The organism is Salinibacterium sp. NSLL17 (genome assembly GCF_015864935.1).
Classification (GTDB): Bacteria; Actinomycetota; Actinomycetes; order Actinomycetales; family Microbacteriaceae; genus Rhodoglobus.
This window is the reverse complement of sequence record NZ_JADYWH010000001.1, coordinates 1,708,535-1,723,657: the sequence shown is the minus strand read 5'-3', so window position 1 is coordinate 1,723,657 and position 15,123 is coordinate 1,708,535. Positions and strand designations below refer to the sequence as shown.

At 59.3% G+C, this 15,123-nt stretch carries 18 protein-coding genes; 8 read left to right on the top strand and 10 right to left on the bottom strand.

Annotated elements, in window-relative coordinates; all coding sequences use genetic code 11:
- Nucleotides 1–117 precede the first annotated feature (117 nt).
- Entirely contained in the window at nt 118–381 is a 264-nt protein-coding gene (locus I6E51_RS08365) for a GlsB/YeaQ/YmgE family stress response membrane protein (RefSeq protein ID WP_197105618.1), read from the bottom strand.
- Nucleotides 382–535: 154 nt separating this feature from the next.
- On the opposite strand from I6E51_RS08365, the gene I6E51_RS08360 reads away from it, so the two are divergent.
- Nucleotides 536–1,297 carry an SGNH/GDSL hydrolase family protein gene (locus tag I6E51_RS08360; RefSeq protein WP_197105619.1) on the top strand — a complete coding sequence of 254 codons (762 nt, stop codon included), beginning with the start codon at nt 536–538 and terminating at the stop codon, nt 1,295–1,297.
- Between the two features lie 155 nt (nt 1,298–1,452).
- Here I6E51_RS08360 and I6E51_RS08355 read toward each other — a convergent pair whose 3' ends face one another.
- The 3 genes from I6E51_RS08355 to I6E51_RS08345 form a co-directional block, all read right to left on the bottom strand.
- Nucleotides 1,453–2,490: an acyl-CoA desaturase gene (locus tag I6E51_RS08355; RefSeq protein ID WP_231599696.1), complete on the bottom strand. Its 1,038-nt coding sequence runs from the start codon at nt 2,488–2,490 to the stop codon at nt 1,453–1,455.
- Nucleotides 2,491–2,669: 179 nt separating this feature from the next.
- A complete protein-coding gene (locus tag I6E51_RS08350; RefSeq protein WP_307783873.1) occupies nt 2,670–3,896 on the bottom strand; it encodes a D-alanyl-D-alanine carboxypeptidase in 1,227 nt (408 codons plus the stop codon).
- 34 nt (nt 3,897–3,930) lie between these two features.
- Nucleotides 3,931–4,734, bottom strand: a complete 804-nt coding sequence (locus tag I6E51_RS08345; protein ID WP_197105621.1) for an RNA methyltransferase — start codon at nt 4,732–4,734, stop codon at nt 3,931–3,933.
- A gap of 82 nt (nt 4,735–4,816) precedes the next feature.
- Between I6E51_RS08345 and I6E51_RS08340 the strand changes: the two genes are divergently transcribed.
- Nucleotides 4,817–5,647, top strand: a complete 831-nt coding sequence (locus tag I6E51_RS08340; RefSeq protein WP_197109947.1) for a Sir2 family NAD-dependent protein deacetylase — start codon at nt 4,817–4,819, stop codon at nt 5,645–5,647.
- Nucleotides 5,648–5,702: 55 nt separating this feature from the next.
- Complete coding sequence (locus I6E51_RS08335) at nt 5,703–6,332, top strand: histidine phosphatase family protein (RefSeq protein WP_197105623.1); 630 nt, start codon at nt 5,703–5,705, stop codon at nt 6,330–6,332.
- A 7-nt stretch (nt 6,333–6,339) separates the two neighbouring features.
- On the opposite strand, the gene I6E51_RS08330 is transcribed toward I6E51_RS08335, so the two are convergent.
- Complete coding sequence (locus I6E51_RS08330; RefSeq protein ID WP_197109946.1) at nt 6,340–7,425, bottom strand: glycosyltransferase family 1 protein; 1,086 nt, start codon at nt 7,423–7,425, stop codon at nt 6,340–6,342.
- Nucleotides 7,422–8,333 carry an alpha/beta fold hydrolase gene (locus I6E51_RS08325; protein ID WP_197109945.1) on the bottom strand — a complete coding sequence of 304 codons (912 nt, stop codon included), beginning with the start codon at nt 8,331–8,333 and terminating at the stop codon, nt 7,422–7,424. The genes I6E51_RS08330 and I6E51_RS08325 overlap by 4 nt, the downstream gene beginning before the upstream one ends.
- Nucleotides 8,334–8,462: 129 nt before the next feature.
- Here I6E51_RS08325 and I6E51_RS08320 point away from each other — a divergent pair, with 129 nt between their 5' ends.
- Nucleotides 8,463–9,161: an exonuclease domain-containing protein gene (locus I6E51_RS08320; protein WP_197105626.1), complete on the top strand. Its 699-nt coding sequence runs from the start codon at nt 8,463–8,465 to the stop codon at nt 9,159–9,161.
- A 165-nt stretch (nt 9,162–9,326) separates the two neighbouring features.
- Here the strand turns inward: I6E51_RS08320 and I6E51_RS08315 are convergent, their stop codons facing one another.
- Nucleotides 9,327–9,578 (bottom strand): type B 50S ribosomal protein L31, encoded by a 252-nt coding sequence (locus I6E51_RS08315; RefSeq protein WP_197105627.1) that lies wholly within the window; start codon nt 9,576–9,578, stop codon nt 9,327–9,329.
- A gap of 75 nt (nt 9,579–9,653) precedes the next feature.
- Entirely contained in the window at nt 9,654–10,436 is a 783-nt protein-coding gene (locus tag I6E51_RS08310) for an ABC transporter ATP-binding protein (protein WP_197105628.1), read from the bottom strand.
- Nucleotides 10,437–10,566: 130 nt separating this feature from the next.
- Between I6E51_RS08310 and serB the strand changes: the two genes are divergently transcribed.
- A complete protein-coding gene (gene serB / locus I6E51_RS08305; protein WP_197105629.1) occupies nt 10,567–11,205 on the top strand; it encodes a phosphoserine phosphatase SerB in 639 nt (212 codons plus the stop codon).
- 21 nt (nt 11,206–11,226) lie between these two features.
- On the opposite strand, the gene I6E51_RS08300 is transcribed toward serB, so the two are convergent.
- Entirely contained in the window at nt 11,227–11,949 is a 723-nt protein-coding gene (locus I6E51_RS08300; RefSeq protein WP_197109944.1) for a beta-ketoacyl-ACP reductase, read from the bottom strand.
- Between the two features lie 72 nt (nt 11,950–12,021).
- On the opposite strand from I6E51_RS08300, the gene I6E51_RS08295 reads away from it, so the two are divergent.
- From I6E51_RS08295 to I6E51_RS08290, 3 genes are read left to right on the top strand one after another with little or no spacing between them, the layout of a single operon-like run.
- On the top strand, nt 12,022–12,321 hold the full coding sequence (locus tag I6E51_RS08295) for a DUF3099 domain-containing protein (RefSeq protein WP_197105631.1): 300 nt from the start codon (nt 12,022–12,024) through the stop codon (nt 12,319–12,321).
- Nucleotides 12,321–12,560 (top strand): hypothetical protein, encoded by a 240-nt coding sequence (locus I6E51_RS14220; RefSeq protein WP_307783903.1) that lies wholly within the window; start codon nt 12,321–12,323, stop codon nt 12,558–12,560. The genes I6E51_RS08295 and I6E51_RS14220 overlap by 1 nt, the downstream gene beginning before the upstream one ends.
- Nucleotides 12,557–13,393, top strand: a complete 837-nt coding sequence (locus tag I6E51_RS08290) for an SURF1 family protein (protein WP_197105632.1) — start codon at nt 12,557–12,559, stop codon at nt 13,391–13,393. The genes I6E51_RS14220 and I6E51_RS08290 overlap by 4 nt, the downstream gene beginning before the upstream one ends.
- 64 nt (nt 13,394–13,457) lie before the next feature.
- Here I6E51_RS08290 and I6E51_RS08285 read toward each other — a convergent pair whose 3' ends face one another.
- Nucleotides 13,458–15,056, bottom strand: a complete 1,599-nt coding sequence (locus I6E51_RS08285) for an ABC-F family ATP-binding cassette domain-containing protein (RefSeq protein WP_197105633.1) — start codon at nt 15,054–15,056, stop codon at nt 13,458–13,460.
- Between the last annotated feature and the right edge of the window lie 67 nt (nt 15,057–15,123).

The following is a 15,123-nucleotide window of genomic DNA, read 5'->3' as shown; positions in this document are numbered from 1 at the left end:
TGTCGCAGGTGCCTCTGACGGTGAGGACAAGACTCGGACACCGTCGCCGGAGAACCGCGGCAACGACAGAAAAGGGGCGGTGCACCGAAGTGCACCGCCCCTTTTACCCAAGAGTGTTTAGCGACGTGAGCCGCGCGTGATCAGTCCATAGAGGAAGAGCACGAGCACTGAGCCGCCGATGGCTACGAGCCACGTTTCGATGGAGAAGAACTCTTCGAGGCCAATGCCAAAGATGGCGCCTCCCACGAATCCTCCGACGAGTGCTCCAACGACACCCAGAAGGAGTGTTGCGAGCCAACCGCCGCCCTGGCGTCCGGGCAAGATTGCCTTAGCGATAGCTCCGGCGATGAGTCCCAGTACGATCCAGCCGATGATTCCCATTGTGTGTTCTCCAAACGGTTGTTAAGTGGTCTTCGGTATGAAAACCAACAGAGAAGAGATAACCACGTGCCCTATCCGGGGGTCAAAGCAATACAGGCTGTTCACAGGAACCACCCGGGTAGCGCACAGGCAGATTTTGAGACAGGCTAGACGTATGCAAGAACAACACCCATGGAGCAGATATGTTGCCATCGGAGATTCCTTTACAGAGGGCATCGGCGACCCCGAACCCAACTCCCCCGGCGGTAACCGCGGGTGGGCTGACCGCGTTGCGGAAGTGCTCGGCGCCCACAAACCAGACTTTGCGTATGCCAACTTGGCAATTCGCGGTCGGCTGCTCAACCAGGTTGCCGCTGAACAGCTCAAGCCGGCAATGGAGCTCAAGCCTGATCTCATCACCGTCTCCGCTGGCGGTAATGACATCATCCGCCCAGGCTCGGATGCCGATGAGGTCGCTCAGCGCGTAGATACTCTCGTGGAGCAGCTTCGCCGGGATGGCGCTACAGTCGTGCTTTTTACCGGCCCTGATATCGGGATGACTCCCGTCCTCAATCGCATGCGCGGCAAGGTTGCCATCTACAATGAAAACATTCGCGCTGTAGCCCAACGCCACGATGCCGTTGTCGCCGACATGTGGGCCCTGCGCGAACTCGGCGACCCACGCATGTGGTCACCCGACCGCCTCCATTTCTCCCCCGTTGGTCATCACACGGTGGCTCGCATGGTGCTCGACTCGCTCAATGTTGCCAACGAACTTGAACCTTTCCGGCCAGAGCCGCTTCCTCCGCGTCTCTGGCGCGAAGCGCGCGTCGAAGACATTGGCTGGGCGCGTGAACACCTCGTGCCGTGGGTGTTGCGTCGAATCCGTCACCAGTCGTCGGGCGACAACGTCACAGCGAAACGACCGGGCTTCTAAACGTAAGCGCCCCTCACGGACTCTAGGAGGCCCGTGAGGGCATCAACGCGCGCCACAGCACCCGCGTGGTCAGCGCACCGCTAGTGAGCGGCTGGAGACGAAAAGAGGGCCCCTGCCATTGGCAGGGGCCCTCTTTTCTTATGTTTCTTAGCTCGCTACCCGGTGTAACCGGTGCGACCGGCTGCGGGGCAGTCGAAGGGATCGCCGTCAGCGCTCAGGCCGACTTCGTTGAGGTGGCGAATCACGATGCCGTACGACGTGACGAGTCCGACCTCGGTGTACTTGATGTCCTTGGTCTTGCAGTACTCCTTCACCATTTCAGCGGCGAGAGGCAAATGCGGACGCGGCATCGTGGGGAAAAGGTGGTGCTCGATCTGGAAGTTGAGTCCACCCATGAAGTGGTTCATGAACACACCACTACGGATGTTGCGGCTCGTCAGAACTTGACGACGCAGGAAGTCAACCTTCGACCCCTTGGGCAAGATCGGCATTCCCTTGTGGTTGGGAGCGAACGATGCGCCCATGTAAAGCCCGAAGATTCCCATTTGAACGCCCAAGAAGGCAAATGCCATGCCGAGCGGGAGGAAGCTGAACACGACGGCAAGGTAGCCGATGTTGCGCACGAGCAAGAGGCTGATCTCGAGCCAGCGCTTGTCGACCTTCTTCTTGAAGTTGAAGACCTCTTGGAAAGCGTGTGAATGAAGGTTGAAGCCCTCAAGCAAAAGCGCTGGGAAGAACAGGTAGCCCTGGCGCTTCGCCATGAACTTAGTCATACCCTTGAGGCCGACAGTCTTTTCCTTCTGGAAAATAATGAAGTCAGTCTCAATATCAGGGTCTTTATCGACCGTGTTGGGGTTCGCGTGGTGACGCGAGTGCTTGTTCATCCACCAGGCGTAGCTAATACCCACGACGAGGTCGGACATAAGCCGCCCCAGAGTGTCATTGAGCTTGCTGGACTGAAAAACTTGGCGATGCGCCAGTTCGTGTGTCAAAAATGCGTATTGCGTAAAAATGATGCCCATCGCCGCGGCGATCAACAAGATGTACCACGTGCCGGCAAGCATCGCGAAACCAACCCAAGCGGCGGCCATAGCGACGGTAATCACGGCAAAAGTGATGATGTAGAAGCGTCTGTTGCGACGCAACAGACCTGCTTCGCGAACGGTGCGCAACAATGATGCGAATTCGCTCATCGGGCTACCGACTCCGCGGGGCCCAGTCTTGATGATTCGTGTGGGATCGGCTGAGAGAGAACTACTCACGTGACCTCAGATGTTTTGAATGACTTCCCAGCCATTTGTCAATCGAGCAGGTGCTCCAGATGCACTCCACCTTATCGCGACCTCCTGTGAGTGCCGTGTTTATTCCATAACTAAAACAAACTTTGTGGGTTTGTGAGCCTCCACCAGGCCCCTGGATCATCGATCTCGTTGCTAAACACCAGTGGGATCTCGAAGGTTTCCGTGCCGACCTGCACGTGAAGCGTGCCCGCGTTTTCCCCGGCCGCAGCAAGGCGAACAGGGGCAGCTTCCACTGTTACGGAGATCTCATCCTCGCCCCACACCACAGCCGTAACGGTCGACGCAGCGATCGCAGCAGACTCATCGCCCCACGGCGTGTCATAGTCCGCGAACTCTTCCCCATCTGTCGCCACTTCAACTTCGGAGAACCCGGCAGTGGCATCCGCGATGAGCTCGCGAATCGCCGCATTGATCGTGGGGTGGTCTGGCCCGCCGACGACCGCGCCAACCAGGGTGATGACTTCATCACCAACGGTCACGTCGGCGGAGAACAGAAGGCAGGACCACCCCACGTCGAGAGTTCCCGTCTTGATCCCGTCGACGCCGTCGATGCCGAGAAGTTGGTTGCTGTTGTGAACTGCACCGATACCCGGAATGTCTGCGGATGAGGTCGATACGATTTGCGCGATGACCGGATTCTCGATCGCCAAGCGCGCGATTTCAGTGAGGTCGCCCGCCGTGCTTCGATTCGTTTCCTGAATTCCGGATGCTTCTGTGAGGGTCGTATTTTCGAGGCCGTTGTCAGCCAGCCACGTTGCCGCCGCGGCGACGAACGCTTCCTCAGAGCCGAATGCCCAGTGCGCGAGTGATTGAGCATAGTTATTGGCTGAGGGGAGTAAAACAACAGTCATGACGTCGCGTTGAGACAGCTGCTGGCCGTCATAGACCGGTGAAACCGACCCGTATTGCGCGAGCTGTTCGTAGTAGTAGTCGAGGTCGGTCGGTCCGAACGTAATGGTCGGGCCCGCTTCATCCACCTCAAGCGGTTTAGCGTCGAGCACTACAAGAGAGGTAATAATTTTCGTAATCGATGCGATGGGAACCGCATCAGTGCTGCCCGCTTGCGCGAGCACGCCGGGGCGGTCGAGGGCGCCGATCGCCGAGGCGCCATAGCTGGGAAGGGTGAGTTCGGGCTCCGTTGGCACCGGTGCATCAAGGGGGAGAACGTGGGCCGAAACTTCGTCGAGCGGCGCGAGTAGCGTCAGCGGCAGATAGAACGCTGTCGCCAGAACGGCACCAACAACAGAAAATACGACAATACGACGGCGACGGAAGATTTGGCGTTGAGTCAGCGGCACCGGATAACGCTAACAGGTGAAGCTATGGCGGTGGCTAGCGTGCTCGAAGCATGTACATACCCACTGCGCTGGCGGCGGCGACATTGAGCGAATCGACGCCGTGCATCATCGGAATCTTGACGACGGTATCGGCCGCTTCGATCGTGCTCAGAGAAAGACCATCGCCTTCTGTCCCCAAGATCAGCGCAACCTTCTCAGGGGCGTCAGCGGCGAAGGTATCGAGGTCGACGGAGTCATCGTTGAGGGCGAGCGCTGCGAGATGGAAGCCAGCGGCCTTGAGATCGGCCGCGTCAGCAGGCCAGTTCTGGAGGCGAGTCCACGGCACTTGAAGAACCGTTCCCATGCTGACCCGCACGCTCCGCCGGTAAAGCGGATCGGCGCACCGTGGCGTAATGAGCACGGCGTCCGCTCCAAGCGCAGCGGCAGAGCGGAAAATTGCGCCGACGTTGGTGTGATCAACGATGTCTTCCAGGATGACGATGCGGCGCGCATCCGCCACTAGATCGGCAACGCTGGGAAGGGCAGGACGGTGAATGGATGCCAGGGCGCCGCGGTGCAGGTTGAAGCCGGTGAGCTGTTCAAGCAGCTGCGACTCCCCCACGTACACCGGAACCGGAGAATCTCCGAGCAACTCGGCCACGTCGTCGAGCCACTGTTCGAGAACGAGTACCGCGCGTGGCACATGCCCGGCCCGAAGTGCACGCGCAATCACTTTGGACGACTCGGCAATGTAGAGACCGCCAGCCGGTTCTGTGCGGCGACGCAGAGCAACATCCGTGAGGTTGGCGAAGTCGCTAAGGCGAGGATCGGAGAGATCGGTTACCCGGATGACGTTCACGGTGTGTTCCCTACTGTGCGGTTTCGCCATCAGGTGAATCTGAAATGGCAGAGGACGAGCCTGAAGTGCTTACGCTTGGAGAGTGAACACACTCCCGATCAGCAACGAAATCGATCGTGCTGCAGAACTGCTTCAGGGCAAGGTCATTAGCGTACTCACCGGCGCTGGGATTAGCACCGATTCGGGCATACCCGATTATCGCGGTGAAGGCGCCGCGGTGCGTAATCCGATGACTTTTCAACAGTTCCAGAGTTCGCCCGATTTTCGCAAACGCTATTGGGCTGGTAGCCACCTTGGCTGGAAACGCTTCGCTTCTTCGACGCCGAATGAGGGCCACGATGCCCTTGCCGAGTTTGAACGCCGAGGGATCAGCAACGGCATCGTGACTCAGAACGTCGATGGTTTGCACTTACGCGCTGGCTCCACCCGTGTTGTTGATGTGCATGGCAGCATCGATCGTGCTCGGTGCTTGCGATGCGGACAGTATTTTGCCCGCACTCCCCTAGCTGCCCGCATCTCTGAACTGAACCCGTGGCTCGAACAAGATGACTCTCACACGCTTAATCCAGACGGCGATGCTGACGTGCACAATGTCGATGACTTCGTGATCCCCGAGTGCACCGTCTGCGGCGGCATTCTGAAGCCGGATGTCGTGTTCTTTGGCGAGTTCGTTCCCACGAGAAAATTCCAGCTGGGTGCCTCGCTCGTGGACCAATCGGATGCCATGATCGTCGCGGGGTCATCTCTCGTCGTCAATTCCGGCATCCGCCTTGTTGAGCGAGCGATGCGCAAGAAGATCCCCCTTGTCATCATCAATCGTGGAGTGACCAAAGCCGATAAGCGCGCCGACGTTAAGATCGATGGTGGCGCTTCCGCAGTTCTTGGCGAACTTGTGGAGCGCTTAGCTGCCTAGCAGCGCAGATCGCCCGAGTGTTCTGTGCTGATCATTGTGTTGTGAACGGAGCGTTGTGTTCATTTATCTCGTGCGCCATGGAGAGACTGACTGGAATCTCGAGCGTCGCATTCAGGGCAGTACCGACATTCCTCTCAATGACACGGGTCGCGAGCAGGCACGCACAACTGGGCAACTTCTTGCTCGCCGTCAGTGGGACGGTATCTTCGCGAGTCCGCTCTCACGGGCGATGGAAACCGCAGAGATTATTGCGGGCATCGTCGGGCTTCCTGCTCCCCAACCCGTAGCCGCGATTGTCGAACGCAACTATGGAGTTGCCGAAGGCTGCACCGATAGTGAAATCGATGCCCGTTATCCGACCGACGTTGAGGTTCCTGGCCGAGAGCCACGCGAGGATGTAGCGAAGCGTGTGGTTCCCGCTCTCGTTCGTTTGGCCGAGCACCATCACGGCGAGTCAATCATCGTGGTGGCTCACGGCGGAGTCATCGCGACGGTGCTCGCCACGGTCGCTCCGGGGCACCCCCACGGACGAATCGCCAACGGCTCAGTGCATAGCTTCCGCCACGACGAAGGCACACTGACGCTCATCGATTTCGATGACCCCATCGAAGAGGAATCAGAACGCCAGGGCGGCGACGACTTCGCAGCACAGAACGCCCTAGCTCGACGCGAGGGTGACGGGTAGCTTCTCTCTAACCGTTCTTTTTCGCCTCGCGGGCAGATACGGCATCCTGAAGGACTTGGTAAAGCGTTGCGGCACCCTTTTGCCAAGTGAACTCTGCAGACCGTTGCCGAGCGGCGGTCGAACGCGCTTGCCAGGTAGCGGGATCCTCGAGGGCTTTGACTTCCCGTGCTAGTTCTGAAGGTTTGTCTGGGTTGAAGAATCCGCCGGCGGGGCCTGAAACTTCGCGGAAGATCGCCGTATCGCTGACGACCACCGGCGTGCCAAGAACCATCGCCTCAACCTGTGGAAGGCCAAAGCCTTCATCGCGAGATGCTGTCACAAGAGCGGTCGCCCGCGAGAGTGTCTCCGAGTAGACCTCGTCGCTTGCTCCGTTGTGGAAGATGAGGCTCGACTCCGGCGCGAGTGCCGTCAACTCTGCCTTCGTCGTCTCGTCTACGCGGCTCATCAGGTGCAGGGTGTAGCCGGGCAGATCGTGGAGTGCACGAGCAATCAGCCCGACGTTCTTGTACGGCATATACGAGCCCATGTAGACGAGTTCGCGAGTCGTCGGTGCCACCCGGGGAACGTATTCGGCTGGACTATCGGTGCCAAGAGTCACGACGGCAATGGGGTTGCGCGTGAGGTTATGCTCCAGCATCTGGTCACGTGTCGTCTGGGAATCGGAGACATGGGCATCTGCTCTGTTCAAAAGTGCCCGTTGGAAAGCCCAGGTCAGATGATACGCACGCCACATGACACGCACTGCCCATGGCAGGTTGTGAGGCGGAGTGGGGTGCTTGTAGTAGATGAGGTCGTGCACTGTCGTGACGAGAGTGTACTTGCGACCGAACGGGCCCATCGTCTGCATGGGGGTGAATACGACATCCGGCTTCAGCTTATTGACCTGCAGGGCAACGAGCGGTTCTAGGATGCCCGTGGGTGATGACACCAGTTCCCAGGGCAAGTCAGGCAGCAGCTCGAGTTGGCGCTTGTCGGAAACCAACATCGTCACGGGGTGCAGCTTGCTCAATTCCTCGACGAGGCGCGCCCCATAGCGGCTGATGCCGTCGTGGCGGCCGATGCGCGTGTAGCGGCAATCAAAAATGATTTTCATGAGGTTGGCTCCGCAACTGTTCCCGCATTCAGGAACCTAACGATCAGTTCGGCGGCTTCGCGCGGCCGTTCGTAGTGGATGAGGTGGCCAACGTTGTCGAAAATTTCGAGCTGTGAGTCAGCGAAGAGCGTGTGCAGTCGCTCCTGAGCAGGAACGGGACTGATGGGGTCATTGCGAGCCCCGATCAAGAGCGTGGGAACGGTGATCTCCGAGGCAAACATGCTGACGTCCGATCCGATGGATGCCTCGAAGGCTTCAAGCAGGCTGTCGCGATTGGCATAACTGCTGAAGTGCGCGTGGTGCTGGTGATGGACCCAGCGTCGAAGTTCTGGGTCGTGAGTCTTCACCATGGCAAGACTCATCACCCGCACGACGATCCAGTTGCTGAGCATCGGCGCGCCGATCGCGTGCGGCAGAGCACGCGCAAGTTGATAAAACCAGAGCGTTATCTTGCTGAGCACGCCGTTGGGCCCCGAGAGTGCCGGCGCTGCGATGGGATTGATGAGAATGAGCCGTGGCGTAACAAGGCCACGGGCAAGTGCGGCAGAGACCACAATCGATCCGAAGGAATGCCCGAGAATAATGGCGCTCCCGTCGAGGTCGAGTCGTTCGACGAAGCTCTGAAGCCAGAGCGCATACCCCTCGATGTCGTGTGCCCGACCGCTGAGCGGCTCGGACGCACCGAAACCCGGAATGTCGGGACTAATGATGCGGATGCCGCGAATGTGAGCACAGACTGCCTCGAGGCCGTGGTGGTCGCCCCGAAAACCATGCACCAGAACCAGAACGGTGTCGGCATCTTTCGGGCCGTACTCCCAGTAGTGCGTTGATGAGCCGAGCACATCAACAACGGAGTGCCTCGCCGGGGTGGCGTCGAGCAGTGCTCCGTACGGCGATGCTGGTCTCATTCACACAATCTTATGCAGTGTGCCGGTGGTTGCTGACATCCTGGCTTCGAATGCGTTGCCCAGCGAGTTCGACGCCGCAACTCCGCGAGCCGAGTTCCCGGTGTCAGTGTCTCGCCCTACGCTGAGTTCATGAGCAACTCCGGCACCCTAGCCACCTTCGATCTTGAAACCACTGGCGTCGATGTGGAGACCAGTCGCATCGTCTCCGCCTGTATCGCCCTCGTCGATGAGGTGGGAGTGGTGACGTCTCGGTGGGATTGGCTCGCCGACCCGGGCATTGAGATTCCGGATGGCGCTGCCGCGATTCACGGAATTACTACTGAACGAGCACGAGCTGAGGGTCGAGACGCGGCGACTGTCGTCGCTGAGATTGCGAACACGTTGAAAGACACGTGCGCACAGGGCATTCCCCTGGTCGTCTACAACGCGCCATACGATCTTTCGCTGCTCGACCGCGAATGTCGCCGGCATTCAATCGAGGGCCTTGCGGAGCCGTATATCGTCATCGATCCCCTGGTTATCGACAAAGGCGTTGATCGTTACCGCCGGGGCAAGCGCACTCTCGAAGCGACCTCGGCGCTGTACGGTGTCACTCTGGACGATGCGCACGACGCCGGCGCCGATGCGATCGCTGCCGCCCGCGTTGCTCAGGCCTTGCTCCTGAAGTACACGGAGCAGCTCAGCATTCCATTTGGCGAATTGCACGCGCTGCAACAGCGCTGGTACGCCGAGCAGTCGGCAAGCTTTCAGGAGTTCATCCGCAGGTCCAAGGGCGACGAGAGCTTCGTGGCGAACCTGGAGTGGCCAGTACGCTCGTTCCCGCAGTAGCGCTCCCCCAGCCTTAATCAGCAATGCGCAACGTTCTGTGGAACGTTGCGCATTTTCTGTGGTTGCTGTTGCTGCCGCACGGTGACGGTGCACGAATGAGGTCGTGCCGTTAACGACTGAAGGCGACCGGATAACCGATCGCCTTCAGGAAAAAACTGGGTGTTACTAGTTGCCGAAGCCCTTGTAACGGTTCTTGAACTTCTCAACGCGTCCTGCGGAGTCCATGATGCGCTGCTTACCCGTGTAGAACGGGTGCGACTCGGAGGAGATTTCGACGTCGATGACCGGGTAGGTGTTTCCGTCTTCCCACTCGATCGTCTTCTCGCTCGTCACAGTTGAACGAGTGAGGAACGTGGAGCCAGACGCGAGGTCGCGAAAGACGATGGGCATGTATGTGGGGTGGGTCTCGGACTTCATTGGATTTCCCTGGGTTCTTGAATAAATAAAAGACGTAGGCGGTCACGCGGACCGACACACAAGCCTATCAGAGGATTAGGCAGCACGCGCGGTGTAGCGGCCGGAGTCTTTTGTGATGATGAGTTCGAGACCGAAAGCGGCACTCAAGTTCTCTGACGTAACAACGTCATCGATCTTACCCGCGCTGTGCACGGAACCCTTGGACAAAACCAGCGCGTGGGTAAATCCTCGCGGAATCTCTTCCACGTGGTGCGTCACCATCACGATTGCTGGCGCGGTATCTGCCTGAGCGTAACCGCTCAGGAGTTGAACTAGTTCTTCACGCGAGCCGAGGTCGAGGCTTGCTGCCGGCTCATCGAGCAAGAGTAGTTCTGGGTCGGTCATCACGGAGCGTGCAATCTGCACCCGCTTTTGCTCGCCATCGCTCAGATCGCCGAACCGACGTTCTTCCAAGTGCGAGAGACTCCACTCGGCGAGCACGCGACGTGCACGACGCACGTCGACATTCTCGTACTGCTCGTTCCAGCGACCCGTCACCGAGTATGCAGCGGTCAAGACAACATCGAGAACACTCTCGTTGCCGGGAACGCGGCGGGCAAGAGCGGTCGAGGCGAAACCAATGCGCGGACGCACATCAAATACATCGGAGGCGCCAAGAGTGCTGTCGAGCACCGTGACCTCTCCCGAACTTGGATGAATCTGAGCGGCGGCCAGCTGCAACAGCGTGGTCTTGCCTGCCCCATTGGGACCGAGAATCACCCACCGATCGGAAGCTTCTACACTCCAAGAAACAGAGTCGAGGATCGTATTGCCACTACGAGTGACGGTGACGTCGGAGAAGGTGAGAACGCTAGCCATGATGTGTTCATCCTATTGCTTTGCTGGCTCCCATGGGCGAGGCAACGAGGGCGATCCCGATAGTCTGACGAGTGAAGTCGTGCGGTTCTCGAAACCCACGACATGAACCGTCGATTGAAGGGTCCTCGCCTTGGCACAATTTCTCGTAGTTTTTGACGTCGACTCCACGTTGATCGAGAACGAGGTAATCGAGTTACTCGCTGCGCGGGCAGGGTCCGAGCCGCAGGTGACGGAGATCACTACGCGCGCGATGAACGGGGAACTTGACTTCGAAGAGAGCCTTCGAGCGCGAGTAGCGACCCTGGCCGGACTGCCCGAGTCAGTGATTGCCGAGTGTGCTCGCGACATCCGCGTCACGAACGGCGCTGAGGAGCTCATAGCTGGCGTCAAAGCGGCCGGCGGCCGTGTTGCAGCAGTTTCTGGCGGTTTCCATGAGCTTCTTGATCCTCTTGCTGCGCGTCTCGGTCTGGACTACGCCCGCGCTAACCGCCTCGAAGTGAAGAACGGTCTGGTCACGGGCGCTGTCCTCGGCCCCGTAATCGACGCTCAGGCCAAAGCAGATTCACTGCGAGAGTGGGCGGCCGACTCCGACACTCCCCTGTCTCGCACCATTGCGGTCGGTGACGGCGCCAACGATCTATTGATGATGGCCGCTGCCGCGCTTTCCATCGGTATCACGGCTAAGCCGATTGTGCGAGCGAATGCTGACGTGCACATTGACACGCGTGACCTCAGCGCGGTCCTACCGCTACTGGGCCTCCGCGGCTAGAGACTCGAGAACGAAACCTCGCTAGTGACCCATTCCTAGTCCGCCATCGACGGGGATGACCGCGCCTGAGATGTAGCCGGCATCGTCGCTGGCAAGCCACGTGATCGCCTTTGCGACTTCAGTGGCCTGTGCAAAACGGTTCGCGGGAATCTGCTTGAGGTAGGCATCCTGTTGCTCGGCAGGCAACGCCGCAGTCATGTCGGTCTCAATGAAGCCGGGAGCAACAACATTGGCGGTGATCCCCCGGCTGCCAAGCTCACGGGTGAGAGACCGAGCGAGTCCAATTAGTCCGCTCTTGGAGGCGGAATAGTTGACCTGGCCGGCCGAGCCGAGCAGGCCTACAACACTCGAGACGAGGATGACGCGGCCAAATCTGGCCTTCATCATGCCTTTGGACGCACGCTTCACGACGCGGAAAGCTCCAGAGAGGTTGGTGTCGATGACATCGGTGAAGTCGTCATCGCTCATGCGCATCAGCAGCATGTCGCGGGTGATTCCGGCATTCGCTACAACGATCTCGACGGGGCCGAGCTTGGACTCAACCTCGCTGAAGGCAGCATCGATGCTTGCCGCATCCGTGACATCTGCGGTCACCGTGAGGGTGCCCTCGGGGCCCGTGCCCGATCGGGCGGTGACGGCCACGCGGTAGCCCTGAGCCACAAACTCTTCGGCAATTGCTCGGCCAATACCGCGGTTACCGCCGGTGACGAGAACGATTCGTGATTCAGTTGCTGTGGTGCTCATGGTTCCCAGCATATAGTCGCCAGCAGCGGCGTAGGCTTAGGGTGCAGTCACCTCGGCAACCTAAGAAAGCCCATGAACACTCCTGAGTCGATTACGTCGCTCCCTGAGCGGCCCGATGATGAACGGCGTCGCCGTGTCATTAACTACTCCATAGCTATGGGGATCCGCATCGTGTGCGTCCTGCTGTGCGTCTTTGTGCGGGGGTGGTGGCTTGTGCTGCCCGTGCTTGGTGCTGTCGTTCTCCCGTACGTTGCCGTCGTGATGGCCAACGTCGGTTCCCGGCGTGGAGACACGGTCACTACGCCAGGCCAATTCGCGTTGACCTCAGGTGACTCCTTCGGCGCACAAGGAACGGATGAGGCCGCTCGGTGATCGGTGAGAGCGGCCCGAGCACACAACAGTGTTCGCGCGCAGGGTGCACAGCGCCCGCGCAGTGGAATGTTAACTGGCGAAATCCGCGCATCCACGGCTTGGATCGGGTGAAGGTGTGGCTGGCGTGCAATGACCACGTCGATTACCTCAGTGAGTATCTAACAACCCGCAATTTTCCTGTCGTAGTGAGCGATCTCACTGAGGCCGTTTCTGTGGTTCCGGATGGGAGCGGCGCATGAATCGGTGGCGCTTCGCTTTTTCTCGCCGGTGGTTTGGGTACCTAGCCTTGGTCATCGCCTTCGCTATCGGCTGCGTTTTTCTCTCACACTGGCAGTTTGACCGGCGGGAGGAAGCGGCCGCTGAAGTTGCGCGCGTCAGTGACAACTGGGACGCAACGCCTCAGGATCTCGCGAGCGTGATGCCTGAGCTCGATGAGTTCGATGTCGACAACAAGTGGATGTCGGTGGCCGTCACTGGGGAATACCTGACTGCGGAACAACTTCTTGTGCGCGGGCGACCGTATGGTGGCCAGCCGGGATTTGAAGTGCTCGTGCCTTTCAAGCTCGTCAGCGGCGAAATTATTGCTGTCGACCGCGGATGGGTTCCGTCGGGAAACAGCCAAGACGAACCCGATTTTGTGCCCGCTGCCCCCACGGGACAGGTTGACCTTGTCCTCCGACTCAAGCCGAGCGAACCAACGGTCTACAACCGCTCAGCGCCCGAAGGACAGATCGCGACTATTCATTTGCCGACCGTTGCTGAACTAGTGGGCGAACCAACCTATGTCGGCGGGTACGGCCTGTTGGCGTCTGAGTCCCCCGCGGTGGCCGATATGCCACTGGCCTACCCGAAACCTCTCCTCGATGAAGGCGCGCATCTCTCCTACGCCTTCCAGTGGGTCGCTTTTGGCGTGCTTGCTTTCATTGGGCTCGCCTGGGCTGTGCGTCAGGAGTATCGTCTCGTCAACGAAGAGGATCCCGCTGAACGGGAGCGCGCTAAGAAACGTCGCGACAAGGCAGTGAAACGCGGTCCTACTGATGCGGAAATCGAAGACGCGATCCTCGACGCCTAAATAGCACCCGACGCTTCCGCTCGCGGAATAAGCCGGATGCGTCGTCGTCGCCGCGCTCCCCTAGCTAGGCGAGGCTGATGAGGTCGGCGTAATCCTTGTTCCAGTGGTCCTCGATGCCGTCAGGCAAGATCAGAACTCGTTCAGGGTTCAAGGCTTCGACAGCGCCCTCATCGTGGCTTACAAGTACAACAGCGCCCGTGTAGCTCGCGAGAGCACCGAGAATCTCTTCACGGCTGGCCGGGTCAAGGTTGTTAGTGGGCTCATCGAGGAGGAGCACGTTGGCACCACTGACGACGATCATTGCGAGAGCGAGACGGGTCTTCTCTCCACCCGACAGCACGCCGGCTTGCTTCGTGGCGTCATCCCCACTGAACAGGAAGGAGCCGAGAACTCGACGTGCTTCCATCTCAGTGATGTTCGGCGACGACGACACCATGTTTTCGAGAACAGAGCGCTTGACGTCAATGGTTTCGTGCTCTTGAGCGTAGTAACCAATGCGCAGGCCATGACCAGCTTCGACTTCACCGGTGTCTGGCTCGTCGACGCCGGCCAGCATCCGGAGCAGGGTCGTCTTTCCCGCACCGTTGAAGCCGAGGATGACTACCTTCGAACCGCGATCGATTGCGAGGTCGACGGACGCAAAGATCTCGAGCGAGCCATAGCTCTTGCTGAGGTTGTGGCCCATGAGCGGCGTACGACCACAGGGAGCAGGATCGGGGAAGCGCAGAGCGGCAACGCGATCAGCGGTCCGAACGTCGTCGAGACCGGCAAGCAGTTTCTCGGCTCGAGCAACCATCTGGTGAGCGGACGCCGCCTTGGAGGCCTTGGCCCCGAAGCGAGCAGCTTGAGCCTGAAGGGTCGATGCCTTCTTCTCGGCGTTGGCACGTTCCTTCTTGCGGCGTTCCTCATCTGACTGGCGCTGGCGCAAGTAGTGCTTCCAACCCATGTTGTACTGATCGATAAGCTGACGGTTCGCGTCGAGGTAGAAGACCTTGTTAACAGTGTCTTCGACTAGCTCAACATCGTGGCTAATCACGATCAGACCGCCACTGAAGTTCTTCAGAAATTCTCGCAGCCACACAACAGAGTCGGCGTCGAGGTGGTTTGTGGGCTCATCGAGGAGCATGGTGTCTGCGCCAGAGAACAGGATTCGCGCAAGTTCGATGCGGCGGCGTTGACCACCCGAGAGCGTGGAGAGTTGCTGGTCAAGGATGCGATCGGGAAGGCTCAGATTGCTGGCGATGGAAGCTGCCTCAGCCTCGGCGGCGTATCCGCCCAAGGCCATGAACTGATCGTCGAGCTTGCCGTAACGATCCATCGCAGCGGTGCTCACCGCGGCATCGCTGCTGCCCATCTCGTCCTGCGCCTGACGCATCTTCAATACGATGCTGCCGAGGCCGCGAGCATCAAGAATGCGGGTGCGGGCGAGGTCTTCCGGATTTCCGGAACGGGGGTCTTGCGGGAGATACCCGATCTCGCCGGTGCGCTCAATCTTGCCGCCTGTGGATTCGAGTTCCCCGGCGAGCGTCTTAGTGAGCGTGGTCTTGCCAGCGCCGTTGCGACCAACCAGCCCAATTTTGTCTCCGCGATCGACACGGAAGTTGACGCCCTGCATCAGCATGCGTGCGCCAACGCGCAACTCGAGATCATGCACAGCAAGCACGGCAAAACGTCCAAATCTTGGGGGTTGGGGTTAGTGGGCGACAGCACCAACCAACTAGTCTACTTCC